This window comes from Neochlamydia sp. S13, assembly GCF_000648235.2.
GTDB lineage: Bacteria > Chlamydiota > Chlamydiia > Chlamydiales > Parachlamydiaceae > Neochlamydia.
Genome location: NZ_AP017977.1, coordinates 1,703,714 through 1,716,312, shown reverse-complemented (window position 1 = coordinate 1,716,312; position 12,599 = coordinate 1,703,714). Strand labels below are relative to the sequence as shown.

Sequence of the window (12,599 nt, the reverse complement as noted above, 5' to 3'; positions counted from 1 at the left end):
TCTGGCCTGTTATAAATTGGGGGTTAATGAATTGATAAAGTTTAATTGCATTTTTATATTTGCTTCCAAAGCAGCAAGTGCTTGTGCTTCTCTTAAGTTTTGATCCCCACTTCTTTTGCTTACTTCTTTCATTAGCATCTCTAAGCGAGGAAGCCTTTGCACAGGACCTATAAATATAGAGCCTAAATTGACATAAGGAGGATGATTGTCAAACCCTTGCAGGATACTCTTTCCTTCTGGTGTTTTGGAAATTTTTGTTATTACCTGATTGAGTTGAATATTTTTAATAACTAGTATTCCTGTAGACTTTATATAATCTTCTAAATTGCTTTCCGAAAAAATAGTAGTCAGAGCTTCTAAAGGATTTCCTGAGTCTTTTTGCATAGCCTCAAGCTGTTCAATCAAGGATTCAGATTGCTTGGCTAGCTCTTGCCATCCTTGCGTTAGAATAGCATGTTCCTCTTCTGAGATAACCTTATTATCCAATAGTTTTTGGAAAACGTTATATTCAGAAGAATGAGGGAGTAACAAGCGAATGTTCTTAAGATAACTTTTCTCGGTAGTAATAAGTTCATTTACTACCTGATCTAATTTTGAATTGAGTGGCACAGGGTTAAAATTTAAAGCCTGGGTTTGACTGAGATGCGTACTAGAAGTAGAGCTGGTAGAATTTTTGTATTGAGCAATAGCTACGCTGAAAGTCAAATCTTTAATAAACTGTAATACGGCTTTTTCGTCATATTTGTCGCTAGCCGTTAAGCGCGCAAACTGGCCTTCTAATTTTTTACCCATTTCAGGATCATTATCATTAATTTTTGCTAGCGAATGATTAACAATCATGTTGGCTATAGAAGGTGAATTCATAATCAATTTTTCACCATAGGAACTTTGAATAAAATTATTATATAACTTTCTTATATCTAAAGGTTCTCCTGAGCCATTAGGAATAAGGGGATCATAGCCATTACGGAGAGTAGAATCTATTGTAGCTAATATTTTTGATAAGGCCGCTTGGCTCTTTTTACTGCGGTCTTGGTTAAAAAAGCTTCCTAAGCTTAGAATGCGCTTTTTTGCAATTTGAATTGCCCCATTAGATTTAAGAGCAAGGCCTTTGTTTTCATCATTTAATTCTTCTAAAAGTTTAGCAAATTTTTTAAAGATTGCTTGGTCTTCTTCTGATATAACTTTTTTCTTATCGCTAGGTGGCAAAGTCTCTTCTTTATTGATTTCAGATTGATCTGCCTGTGTGAGAATTTTACCTGTTGGATTTTCTAATTTGCCGGTAGTTTGTAAATCTAAAGCGAGTAATTCTTCTTCGAACGTATGGAATGTGTTTTCTTCTTCTACACCTAGTGAGGTAAAGGATTTATCTGCTTCCTGAGAAGCTGTTCCAGCTATTTTTTCCTTCTGAGAAGAATCTGCTCGGGGGGGAAGGGGAGGGAGGGGTCTAAAAACTCTTTCTTGTTTTTGCATTTCGCTGGTTACCTGCTTCTTAATATTTTCTGAATACATCTCTGTAGAAGCAGGCCCCATGCTTCCAGCTTTTTTGTCTAATTTTCCCTGTTTATTCCATGCCTGTACAGTTTTTTCGTACAATTCTTTTTGCTTTATTAAACGCTTTAAGCCCGGCTTATCTCCTCTCTCACTTAACAGCTTTTCAAGGGTATTAAAATATTTAGAATCGACTTTATTAGTTTTTTGATTTGCATAATGTTTAGTCGCTGTTAATAAGTTGCTTTCAGCCATACGCTCAAAGCTCACTTGCTTGAGTTCTTTTTCTTTTCCTAAGCCCAATCCTATGGCTAAGCTAGCTGCTTTTTTAATTTTTTCCGAACTAAAAGAAGCTAAACGTTTTTGCTGATCTTCAGGAGATTTGCAATCAGCAAGTGAGACTACAAATTTTAGTTTAATTCCTTGAAGCTTAATATCTTTAATAGCTGATTTGCCATCAGCCGCTAAGGTAAAACCACTGAGTTTAGGAGGAATATCATGTTGAGAAGATGCCATAGGGTTTAACAATTTAGAGAATATTGGAACTGACATAGAATTTCTCCCTACTTAATTATATCTTATATATAAATCTATTTATAATTATAATTATATTATTAATTATATAATCATTAATATTAAAATTTTTATTTTTTAATTTATTAAATAAAGCCAGGTTTGAATGGCTAGGATTTATTTTTTAATGAAGGAGTAGCAGGAAGTATGCCAAGTAAAGGAGGGTTAGAAAGGAAATGATGAAATAGGTAGATTATAGGTGAAAAATATTGCAGGTTATAGCAAGTTAAGAATAATGGGAGAGTATCTTATATGCATATCGCCTTTCTTTCTAACTATAACCTTTACGAATCTAAACGCTACTTTTGTGCCCGTTTTGCCGAAGCTTTTAATCGTCTAGGCATTGAAACAAGCATCATCGATTATCATACCTTGCAGCAGCAGCGCATGGAATTTATAAGAGCAAGTAATCCGCAGGAAACCGTTTTTACCTGCTCATTTAATTCCATGATTTCAGAGGATGGCAAATATATTTCAGATCATACGGGCGTTCCTCATCTCGCCTTCTTTGTCGATCCTGCCTACAATTATAGAGATGTACTTAAAAGTAAAAATACTATCATTACCTGTGTAGACCATGGGGATTGCGAATATATTTATTCTAAAAATTTCTCGAAAACTTTTTTTCTTGCCCATGCTGTAGAAAGGGAATTGGAACCTGCCATGAACCAAGAAAGGCCCTATGAGGTGGTCTTTTTAGGCAGTTGTTATGATCATGAAAACTTGCGTGCTTATTGGCGGCAGACAATGGAAAAAAATGATATAGAAATCATAGAAAAGGCGATTGAAATAGTGTTAAGCGACAATAAGACTTCCGTTTATCCAGCGATTAAAAAAATAGTGCAAGAGGAAGCCTGTTCTTGTGAAAATGAGAGCGAATTAGAAGATAAAATTATTCATTATGCTTATTATGTCGATAACTATATGCGAGGAAAAGATCGTACAGAGCTTATTCTCTCTATAAAAAATGCGCAGGTACATGTCTTTGGAGATCTTTGTTGGCGTCGTGAAAAGCCCATTTTAGGATGGGAATATAGCCTAAGAACCATGCAAAATGTGACCATTCATCCGGCCGTTAATTATGAAAAAGGCCTAGAGATCCTTAAGCAAAGCAAAATATGCTTAAATAGTATGCCTTTTTTTAAAAATGGTACCCATGAACGAATTTTTAATGGCTTGGCTTGCGGAGCTCTACCTATTACCAGTGATAATCTATGGATCAGAAGAAATTTTGAACATGCAGAAAACATTCTTATCTATTCGCCGCATAAATGGGCGGAGGTCAACACCTGGGTAGAAGAATATTTGAAAAAACCTTTAAAACGTAAAGAAGTTATCGCTAAAGGACGTGAAAAAGTGATGAAGGAACATACTTGGGATGTACGAGCTCAACAGCTATTTGATGGTTTCGAAAACCTCCCTCAAATAGAGGAAGGATAAGGAATGCCTGTGGGAGCCTATCTATTGGCTCATAATGCTTAAAGCAACTAAAGCAGCGGTATCGGTGCGCAAGATATTGGGATGAAGCTTTACACCCTGAGCACCCATTTGCCCTAATCGTTCAATTTCTGCTGCAGTAAAGCCCGCTTCAGGGCCTATAAAAAAAAGGGCCTCTTTTCCAGGAGAATGAATGTGCCAAAAGAAAGGGGCTGTCTCTCGTACATCTCCAAAGAAAGCAGGGATTTTTAATAGGTCCCATTGATGAAGTGCAGGCTTAATGACTAATGACGGAAGGTAGAGACGCCCACACTGCTTCATAGCGGCAATCATTAAACTTTCCATGCGTTTCAATTGATGCTCATTAAGAGATTTTCGTTCACTATTTTGGCCGGGAAATAGCCAGATTTGAGTAGCTCCCAATTCAGTGCTTTTTTCAATAATAAAATCTAAGCGATTAAGCCGAGGTAATCCTTGGGCTAGAATTAATTCAGAGCTAGTTTTTTCTTGCTGAATGAAAGACTCGATAATGAATGTAGCCTGTTTTTTCTCTCGCTGCTTTAAAACTCCTATCGCAAGAGTTCCTGCGCCATTAACAAATTCAGCTTGTTCACCTTCTTCTAAGCGCATGACATGCGCTAGATGATGAAATTCATTCCCCTCTAAGATAACTTCCTGTCCAGCCTGTAGCCTGGAGCAAAAATAAAAACGTGTGGAAGGCATAATTAGCTTTTGACCTTAATAAATTTGTCTTCCCAATAGCTGTCAATCTGTAACTTTTGGTCGGGGGAGGAGTATAAGGTTATTTTTTGTAAATAATCGCGGAAACGTTTGCGAAGCAAGGTTTCTTGGTGTTGAGGGGAGAGAGCAATATCGGGGTTATACAGAGATTTTAGCAGATCGCCCATAAAATAGGCGACATAGGTATTTTCTAAATCTTCAGCAGCTACAACCTCCAAACTCCACAGTAACGTTTCTCGTTCATTTTTGGGGGCCGCACTAATAACAATTTCCATATTAGGTTTGATAATCTCCACGAACAGGCTACTGACATTTTTGGTGAATATTTTTTGATTAAAAATGGTGGCCCCATGCCTTTCTTTTACTCTATCACTAATTGCTAAAGTACATGTTTGAGGATTGATCTCTTCTAAGCTTTTTAAAGGATAAAATATGCGAATGGGAATTTCTTTATCGATGGAAATAAATTCATTTCTTAAAAAATCGATACGTAAATGTTGAGCTTCTGGGTCATTAATTTCTTCTAAACTATTATTATGGAAAGGAATAGCCACTTCTTTCCAATGATTAGGAATATGGAAGCTAATTTCATCATTTTGGGCATTCAGATGAGCACTGTGAATAGCATCTAATTCTGCTTTAGTAATTTCATTTAAGTCAAAGACAACTTCTAAGCCACGTATTTTCAAGCTTTGGATAGCCTCTTCAGGACCGCTTAGCGTTTGCATAAGCTTTTGAGGCCATATATCGAGAAGTTCATAGCCAGGAGGGCTGTTTCCAATCGGAGGAAGAATGGTAATAGGTATTTTTGCCGTGATAAGGCGACTCATTTTAATAATAAACTCAGGATGCTCGACATTAGAGATGCTATGGGCAAGATCAATATCAGGACTTAAGCTAATTAAATTTTTTTTAGTGATGAGAAGCACCCACTCGTCTCGATCAATGCTTGAGGAGTCTATTAAGACTTCTAAATCACCTGGCTCTAATTCACGAATAACATTTTTTCTACCGCTTAAAGTGAGAGCAATGCGTTTATTTAAAATACCATTAGGTAATAAACCCTGAATCGTCTTATCAGCGGGCAAATTAATAATTCTTATGGGTACGCCCAAGATCGTTTTGGTGGCAGTTATAGAATAGTTTACGCATAGCCATAGGATCACTGCTAATGCAACCGCTACTATTTTACGTTGCCAATTCTCTAAGAATATCTTATAAATTAACGTTTCCATGTTTTTAAGCGTCCTATCGCATCAAAGCTGGATTGAATAGTAGTCTTGGGCGGCGTAAATATGCTGCGCATAATGCCTTTAAAGCGATCAATCTTGACTCCTCTAGTCATTATTCCATCTCTTGCTATAGCTACCTTACCTGTTTCTTCTGAAATGACTATGATCAGCGCATCTGTATGCTGGCTTGTTCCTAATCCTGCACGGTGACGTGTGCCCATAGATTTTGACAACTGGGAACTATCGTCTGCTAAAGGAAGAATGGTTGCTGCTGAGAGAATAGTGGTACCTCGAATAATGACAGCTCCATCATGTAAAGGGGTCGTCTTAATAAAAATGGATTCTAATAGCTCAGATGAAAAATTGGCGTTCATAATGACAGCTTTATTGGCATATTCATCTAAAGAATCTTGATTTTCAAGGACAAGTAAAGCTCCTACACGTTTCTCAGAAAGACGATAAATGGATTGAGCCATACTATCCAAGAATTTATCAAACTCTGTGACTTCGCGATATTTTTTTCCTTTGACGCTTAGCATGGAAAGTGCCAGACGTAGTTCGGGTTGAAAGATTATTAATAGAGCTACTACCGCCACGCTAACAAAATAATGAATAAGCTTTTCAATCACAGGAAGATGCAGCCAAATTGATAAGGCATAAATACAAGCAACTGCTAACAGACCAAATAAAAGATCCATCGTGCGCGTATTCCAAAAAAAAGAGAGTAAATAGTAGACCACGACGGCAATTACAGCAATTTCAATAGCAGGAATAAACCAACTTAGTATATGCATAGCTTTATTTACTTATTATAAACACTTAATAAATCAATGATATCGCGGTGTGCTTGGATATCATGCACACGAATAAAATCTACATGGGAAAGGATGGCAACCGAATTGATTGCCAAGGTTGCGGGTAATAGCTCATCTGTCAATCTGTTAAGTATCTTGCCCATGAAAGACTTTCGCGAAACTCCAATTAAGACAGGAAATCCTAGCTTCTTAAGCTCTGCCAGATTGTGTATGATTTCAAGATTATGGGCAACGGTTTTTCCAAAGCCAATGCCTGGGTCTAAGACAATATTATGCTCTTTAACTCCCGACTGAATTAATGTATTGATAACATTAGAGAACCAATATTTTAAATAATCGATAATAGATGCTTCATAACTAGGAGCTTTTTGCATGGTTTGGGGAGTGCCTTGCATATGCATGACACATAATTTTACTCCTGCGGAAGCCGCTATTTCACGCATAGCTGAATCGCGAAAGCCTCCTACATCGTTTATCCAGGTAGCTCCCGCTTCGATGGCTTTGGCAGCCACTTGAGGTTTCATAGTATCAATAGAAATAGGGATAGATAGCTCTTGTTTTAGATGTCTAATCAGGGGAATTACTCTTTTTATTTCCTCTTCTAAGGAAACTGCAGGAGCTCCTGGACGCGTAGATTCACCTCCCACATCTAAGATGTCGGCCCCCTCAGCTACCATCTGATGTCCTCGTGCCACCGCTGAAGTCATCTCAAAAAAACGACTTTTATCATAAAATGAATCAGGGGTAGCGTTCAAAATGCCCATGAGTTGTGTTTTGCTCATTCAATTACCTCAGTAAAATTTATAAAAGCATACAACATTAGGTTTTTTATTTGATGAAAATTTTTATTTCATTAAGCTGAGTTTATCTTAAAACAAAGCGAAGGTTTATAAATGAATGTAGAAATACTAGCGCGGTTCCAATTTGCTCTGACCATTATGTTTCATTATATTTACCCTCCTCTAAGTATTGGCATAGGCCTTATACTAGTTATTATGGAAGGGATCTATATAAAAACTAAAAATCCCATCTATTTGGAAATGGCCAAATTTTGGACTAAAGTCTTTGCTTTAACTTTTGCTATGGGGGTAGCTACTGGAATAGTGATGGAATTTGAATTTGGCACAAATTGGGCCAATTATTCACGTTTTGTAGGAGATGTATTTGGGAGTGCCCTTGCGGCAGAAGGAGTTTTTGCCTTCTTTTTAGAATCAGGTTTTTTAGCATTGCTTCTTTTTGGATGGAATCGTGTAAGTCCGCGTATGCATTATTTTGCTACTTGGATGGTCTGTTTGGGTGCTCATTTTAGTGCTATTTGGATTGTAGTGGCCAATTCCTGGATGCAGACTCCTGCTGGATTTGTGATTGAGGGAGAGGGAATCAAAGCGCGGGCAGTGATTACCGATTTTTGGGCGATGGTTTTTAATCCCTCTTCTATGACTCGCTTATTTCATACTATTATTGGATGCTGGCTGGCAGGAGCTTTTTTGGTGATCAGCTTAGCCGCTTATTATATTTTAAAGAATCGCCATCATGAATTTGCTAAAAATTCTTTAAAGATTGGCTTGAGTGTGGCGCTGGTTGCCTGCATTTTACAATTAATAACAGGGGATACGAGCGCTCGTATAATTGCTAAATATCAGCCCGCTAAGTTGGCCGCAATAGAAGGCCTTTACAGGACTCAAAAAGGGGCACCCTTATCTATTTGGGGCATCCCCAATTCCGAGACACAAACCTTAGATTATGGTTTTAAAATTCCTTATCTATTAAGCCTTTTAACTTTTCGTGATTTTAATGCTGAGGTGAAAGGCTTAGATATTATTCCCCGCGAAGATTGGCCACGCGTATCGGTGGTTTTTCAAACTTATCATCTTATGATAGCCACTTGGGCTTGTATGATAATGACTACTTTATTAACTATTTATTTGTGGCGTAAAGGAAGCTTATTTCAGAAAAAATGGGTGCTCCGTCTTCTTGTGGCATCTTCTCTTTTTCCTCAAATTGGTAACCAGGCAGGATGGGTAACGGCTGAGATGGGACGATATCCTTGGATTGTGCAGGGCTTGCTTAGAATTTCTGAGGGTCTTTCTAAATCTGTGGTAGCTGAGCAAGTATTAGGTTCGATCATTCTGTTTGGTATTGTTTATACCTTGTTATTTATTCTATTTGTTTACATGCTCAATGAAAAGTTTAAAGAGGGTCCTATGGACCCCGCGGTTGGAGATGTCTCTACTCTCTATCATCAGCAATATGTGCTTGTCCAAGACGTTTTTACCCAAGATAAGGAAAAGGAATGATTGCTTTAGAAAATTTACAAGTTATATGGTTCATGGTTTTTGTTATTCTTTTAACTGGCTATGCTATTTTAGATGGATTTGATTTAGGTGTAGGAATGATGCATCTATGGGGCGCGAATGATTACGAGCGACGCATCATTCTCAATTCCATAGCTCCGGTGTGGGATGGAAATGGAGTTTGGCTAGTGACCGCAGGTGGAGCTCTTTTTGCCGGCTTTCCACAAGTTTATGCCACTTTATGTTCAGCCTTTTATACTCCTATTATGATCTTACTTACAGGGCTAATTTTCCGTGCCGTCGCTATCGAATTTCGTAGTAAGCAACCTATGGCATGGTGGCGTTGGACATGGGACAGCATGTTTACTATAGCTAGTGTAATTATTTCTTTAACTTTAGGAATAACTATAGGCAATCTGATTGTAGGAATTCCTTTAGATGAGAACGGAGAGTTTATAGGCACATTTCAGACATTATTGCATCCTTATGCTCTTTTGGTAGGCATGATGACACTAGCATTATTTATGATGCATGGAGCTATTTATTTGGTGATGAAGACAGAAGGGTCCTTGCACGATAGACTTCGTCAAAAGGTCAATCCTGCAATCATTTTCTTTATAATTCTTTATGCCATTGCTACCGTCGCTACTTTAATTTATTTTCCTCATATGGCTGAAAGCGTTAAGAATCGCAAAGATTTTTTTATCATTGCCGTTATCAATATGCTTTTGATTGCCAATATCCCTAGAGAAATTTCCAAAGGGCGTGACGGTTGGGCTTTCCTTTCTTCTTGTGGAAATATAATATGTTTAATGGGTCTGTATGGAGCGGGTACCTATCCAGCAGTAGTGCGCGCTGTTAACGACCCGCAGGCTTTAAGTTTAACCATTTATAACTCTTCGTCTTCAGCAAAAACCTTGGAGATTTTATTATTAATAGCGGTTATAGGAGTTCCTCTAGTGATAGCTTACACCATTGTTATTTATAAAGTTTTCTATGGTAAAGTAAAGCTAGATCCTACAAGTTACTAAAAGATTTAAATGACTATTTTTCATTGATATCATAATCATCCATAGGTTCTTCTATTTTCAAGCTGGCACGTACTTCTCGCATAATAAAGAAAGTGCCACAAATAATTAAAACTTGTCGATTTTGCTTGGCAAGAAGCAGGGCTTTTTGAGTGGTATAAGAAATAGTAGCGTCAATAGAGATAGAGCTTAAAGGAAAGTGATGCTCGATCATTTTTTGGTAGAGGGCGCCAACCTCTATGCCGCGACCATTAGAAGCTTCTACCAAATGAAAGTGCTCTCCATATTCTTTAAGAACTCTTAAGCAACCCTCTACGTCTTTAGTCTTGGATAAACCAAAAATAATTCGTAGGGGCATGTGTGGGTACTTTTGCCTAATAGCCTTAAAAAGATGAATGAGGCCGTCAGGATTATGTCCTACGTCAAGAAGTGTAGGGGGGGCCTGGCAGACAAGCTCAAGACGGCAAGCCGGCAATGCTTTAAGGCCTAGCTGCAGAGAATTTTCAGAGACAGCAAGTGTTTGCAAAGCTGCCCTAGCAATCGCGCTATTTTCCTCATCAAAATTACTAAAATTACCTGCTACTTGAGTTAAAGGGCTATTTTGCAGCTTGGCGATCTCTTCAATAACAGGCCTAGGAACGCGTGGGCCAATGATAACAGGGACTTCAGGTTTAATAATTCCCGCTTTTTCCTTAGCAATTTCCTCGACCGTTTGTCCTAAATACTCTGTATGTTCAAGGCTAATAGAGGTAATAATAGAGAGCCTAGGAATAACAATATTGGTGGCATCTAGCCGGCCTCCTAATCCAGCTTCTAAGACAGCATATTCTACCTTTTTCTGGGCAAAATAAGCCAAAGCTAGAGCAGTGGTGATTTCAAAAAAGGTGGCAGGGATTTGCTCGTTTGCAATTTTTGTAAATATTTTGTCTAGAAGGGTTTTAGTGGTCTCTTCATCAATAAGCTGGCCATTAATTTTTACTCTTTCACGGAAAGTTGAAATATGGGGAGAAGTAAATAGACCTACACGGTGTCCTTCAGCTTCTAAAGCTTTAGCTATTTTTGTAGTTACCGAGCCTTTGCCATTAGATCCTGCTACATGGATGCATTGATAGTGGCTAGTAGGAAAGTCTAAAACCCTCTGTAGCCTACACATATTATTTAACCCCAGTTTCATTCCTCCATGCTTATTAATGCTAAAAAGCTTTTTGATTAATTCTTTATAGGAGGAGAAATTGGTAGCCATTAATTTAAGGAAACTTTATCAAAATGTTCTTTTAGGATATCAAAATAATCTTTGGCAACCCAGGAAGAGCCTAAAGGTATATGGGGTTTAAGGGCACCATGATAATCTGAGCCGCCAGTAATTAACCATTTGCGATGTTTAGCTATTTTAAGCCAACGCTTATGAGCTTGTTGATTGAATTTAGCGTAATAACATTCTATTCCATCAAAATTCATCTCCAAAAGCTTTTTTAAAGTGGGGGGATGATCCACAAGATGAGGATGGGCAATGATAGCCAGCCCTTTGGCTTGATGAATAATGTTAATGGTATCTTCCAATGTAAAATATTCACCGGGGGCATAGCAGCTTTTTCCTTCACCTAAATACTTATTAAAAGCCTCAGGGATAGAATGAATATAGCCTTTTTTAAGCATAGCTAAAGCAATATGAGGCCTGCCTATCGTTCTGCTAGCATTTAAAACTTTGCCTGCAATAGCTGCTAACACATCTTCTTCCTCTAAAGGAAATCCATGGGCGGCAAGTTTTTTTAAAATTTCGCGATTGCGATGAAGGCGCCTTTCCACATGTTTTTTACAAAAATCTTTAATAATAGGGCTATCGATAGGAAAAGAATAGGCTAAAACGTGCACGCTTACCTCCCCTTGAAAAGAAGAAAATTCTACGCCCGGAATGATTTCCATGCCTAGCTGTTGTGCTAGAGGCAGGACTTGGCTATATGCATCAATAGTATCATGATCAGTAATGGATAAGCCGGATAAGCCTAGTTCTGCGGCCATTCTTATGACATCTTCCGGTGAAGAGGTTCCATCAGAACAAGTAGTATGACAATGAAGATCTGCTCTAAACTCTTTCATGCGCGTTCCACTTCATAAGGAATATAGCGTACTTCACTTTCCAACTCGACCTTGCAATGAATTTTTACCTGTTCTTTTATGTGCTCAATAAGTTTTAAAACTTCTTGAGAGGTGGCATTATCCGTATTAACGATGAAATTAGCATGAATTTCAGAAACTTTCGCTCCTCCCACATGGATACCTTTTAAACCAGCTTTTTCTATTAGAGCCCCCGCATAATGGCAATCAGGATTGCGAAAAATACATCCTGCTGATTTATTGCTGTAAGGCTGCGTTTGCTTACGATAACTAATGATTTCTATTTGCTTTTGACGCGCCTGGGTCGAAGGGGTTAATTGAAAGGTAGCCCCTACAATTGCTCCTCGAATTGATTGAAAGATAGAGGTACGGTAAGCATAAGTGAGTTCTTCTTTGCAAAAAGTTTTTAATTCTCCCTGCTGATTGATAAAATCCACGGATTTTAAAGAATCATGCGTCTCTTTCCCATTTGCACCTGCATTCATATAAACAGCACCACCCACGCTCCCAGGTATCCCAGAGGCAAATTCTAGGCCTGACCAGCCTTCTCTTGCAGTCTGGGAACCCAGTAATGAGAAATTATAGCCTGCACCTACATGAAAGATTCCCTCTGGCTGTTGATGTTTAAAATCAATCTTATTGTGAATCACAAGGCCTGCAAATCCACGATCATCAAAGAGGCAGTTAGATCCTTTCCCTAAAATAAAAAAAGGAAGACGACGGGTATGGCAATAAATAAGGGTTGTTTGCATCTCTTCAATCGTATGGACTTCTCGATAATACTGGGCGGCACCTCCAATCCCGAAGGTGCATACGCTTTTTAGCAGCTTGTTATTTTGAAGCTTTGAAGATAGCTTATCATCATTCACGGTA

At 38.2% G+C, this 12,599-nt stretch carries 11 protein-coding genes; 3 read left to right on the top strand and 8 right to left on the bottom strand.

The genetic code is table 11. The features are described 5' to 3' along the window. Window positions 1-9: 9 nt before the first annotated feature. Complete coding sequence (locus TY21_RS06600) at window positions 10-2,043, bottom strand: RhoGEF domain-containing protein (protein ID WP_042242394.1); 2,034 nt, start codon at window positions 2,041-2,043, stop codon at window positions 10-12. Window positions 2,044-2,316: 273 nt separating this feature from the next. On the opposite strand from TY21_RS06600, the gene TY21_RS06595 reads away from it, so the two are divergent. Continuing rightward, window positions 2,317-3,504, top strand: coding sequence for a glycosyltransferase (locus TY21_RS06595; protein ID WP_042242397.1), 1,188 nt, complete (start codon window positions 2,317-2,319; stop codon window positions 3,502-3,504). A 21-nt stretch (window positions 3,505-3,525) separates the two neighbouring features. On the opposite strand, the gene TY21_RS06590 is transcribed toward TY21_RS06595, so the two are convergent. The 4 genes from TY21_RS06590 to folP are packed head-to-tail and all read right to left on the bottom strand — an operon-like array spanning window position 3,526 to window position 7,071. Next, window positions 3,526-4,224 (bottom strand): 16S rRNA (uracil(1498)-N(3))-methyltransferase, encoded by a 699-nt coding sequence (locus tag TY21_RS06590; protein ID WP_042242399.1) that lies wholly within the window; start codon window positions 4,222-4,224, stop codon window positions 3,526-3,528. 2 nt (window positions 4,225-4,226) lie between these two features. Further along, window positions 4,227-5,477 (bottom strand): YbbR-like domain-containing protein, encoded by a 1,251-nt coding sequence (locus tag TY21_RS06585; protein ID WP_042242402.1) that lies wholly within the window; start codon window positions 5,475-5,477, stop codon window positions 4,227-4,229. Beyond that, entirely contained in the window at window positions 5,465-6,268 is an 804-nt protein-coding gene (gene cdaA, locus TY21_RS06580; protein WP_039383420.1) for a diadenylate cyclase CdaA, read from the bottom strand. Before cdaA ends, TY21_RS06585 begins: the two co-directional genes overlap by 13 nt. 8 nt (window positions 6,269-6,276) lie before the next feature. Then, window positions 6,277-7,071, bottom strand: a complete 795-nt coding sequence (gene folP / locus TY21_RS06575; protein ID WP_042242405.1) for a dihydropteroate synthase — start codon at window positions 7,069-7,071, stop codon at window positions 6,277-6,279. Between the two features lie 111 nt (window positions 7,072-7,182). Between folP and TY21_RS06570 the strand changes: the two genes are divergently transcribed. Next, entirely contained in the window at window positions 7,183-8,586 is a 1,404-nt protein-coding gene (locus tag TY21_RS06570; protein WP_042242408.1) for a cytochrome ubiquinol oxidase subunit I, read from the top strand. Beyond that, window positions 8,583-9,614 carry a cytochrome d ubiquinol oxidase subunit II gene (cydB, locus tag TY21_RS06565; RefSeq protein ID WP_042242411.1) on the top strand — a complete coding sequence of 344 codons (1,032 nt, stop codon included), beginning with the start codon at window positions 8,583-8,585 and terminating at the stop codon, window positions 9,612-9,614. The genes TY21_RS06570 and cydB overlap by 4 nt, the downstream gene beginning before the upstream one ends. Before the next feature lie 13 nt (window positions 9,615-9,627). Here the strand turns inward: cydB and TY21_RS06560 are convergent, their stop codons facing one another. The 3 genes from TY21_RS06560 to murB all read right to left on the bottom strand — a co-directional run bounded on the left by TY21_RS06560 (window position 9,628) and on the right by murB (window position 12,595). After that, window positions 9,628-10,785, bottom strand: a complete 1,158-nt coding sequence (locus TY21_RS06560) for a folylpolyglutamate synthase/dihydrofolate synthase family protein (protein WP_158623037.1) — start codon at window positions 10,783-10,785, stop codon at window positions 9,628-9,630. A gap of 68 nt (window positions 10,786-10,853) precedes the next feature. Further along, window positions 10,854-11,708, bottom strand: a complete 855-nt coding sequence (locus tag TY21_RS06555) for a PHP domain-containing protein (RefSeq protein ID WP_042242416.1) — start codon at window positions 11,706-11,708, stop codon at window positions 10,854-10,856. After that, window positions 11,705-12,595: a UDP-N-acetylmuramate dehydrogenase gene (gene murB / locus TY21_RS06550; protein ID WP_042242418.1), complete on the bottom strand. Its 891-nt coding sequence runs from the start codon at window positions 12,593-12,595 to the stop codon at window positions 11,705-11,707. The genes TY21_RS06555 and murB overlap by 4 nt, the downstream gene beginning before the upstream one ends. Window positions 12,596-12,599 lie beyond the last annotated feature (4 nt).

What these genes read in the sequence shown, in the direction of transcription:
- TY21_RS06600 (WP_042242394.1), bottom strand. Translation starts at nt 2,043, where the DNA reads ATGTCAGTTCCAATATTCTCTAAATTGTTAAACCCTATGGCATCTTCT.
- TY21_RS06595 (WP_042242397.1), top strand. Translation starts at nt 2,317, where the DNA reads ATGCATATCGCCTTTCTTTCTAACTATAACCTTTACGAATCTAAACGC.
- TY21_RS06590 (WP_042242399.1), bottom strand. Translation starts at nt 4,224, where the DNA reads ATGCCTTCCACACGTTTTTATTTTTGCTCCAGGCTACAGGCTGGACAG.
- TY21_RS06585 (WP_042242402.1), bottom strand. Translation starts at nt 5,477, where the DNA reads ATGGAAACGTTAATTTATAAGATATTCTTAGAGAATTGGCAACGTAAA.
- cdaA (WP_039383420.1), bottom strand. Translation starts at nt 6,268, where the DNA reads ATGCATATACTAAGTTGGTTTATTCCTGCTATTGAAATTGCTGTAATT.
- folP (WP_042242405.1), bottom strand. Translation starts at nt 7,071, where the DNA reads ATGAGCAAAACACAACTCATGGGCATTTTGAACGCTACCCCTGATTCA.
- TY21_RS06570 (WP_042242408.1), top strand. Translation starts at nt 7,183, where the DNA reads ATGAATGTAGAAATACTAGCGCGGTTCCAATTTGCTCTGACCATTATG.
- cydB (WP_042242411.1), top strand. Translation starts at nt 8,583, where the DNA reads ATGATTGCTTTAGAAAATTTACAAGTTATATGGTTCATGGTTTTTGTT.
- TY21_RS06560 (WP_158623037.1), bottom strand. Translation starts at nt 10,785, where the DNA reads ATGAAACTGGGGTTAAATAATATGTGTAGGCTACAGAGGGTTTTAGAC.
- TY21_RS06555 (WP_042242416.1), bottom strand. Translation starts at nt 11,708, where the DNA reads ATGAAAGAGTTTAGAGCAGATCTTCATTGTCATACTACTTGTTCTGAT.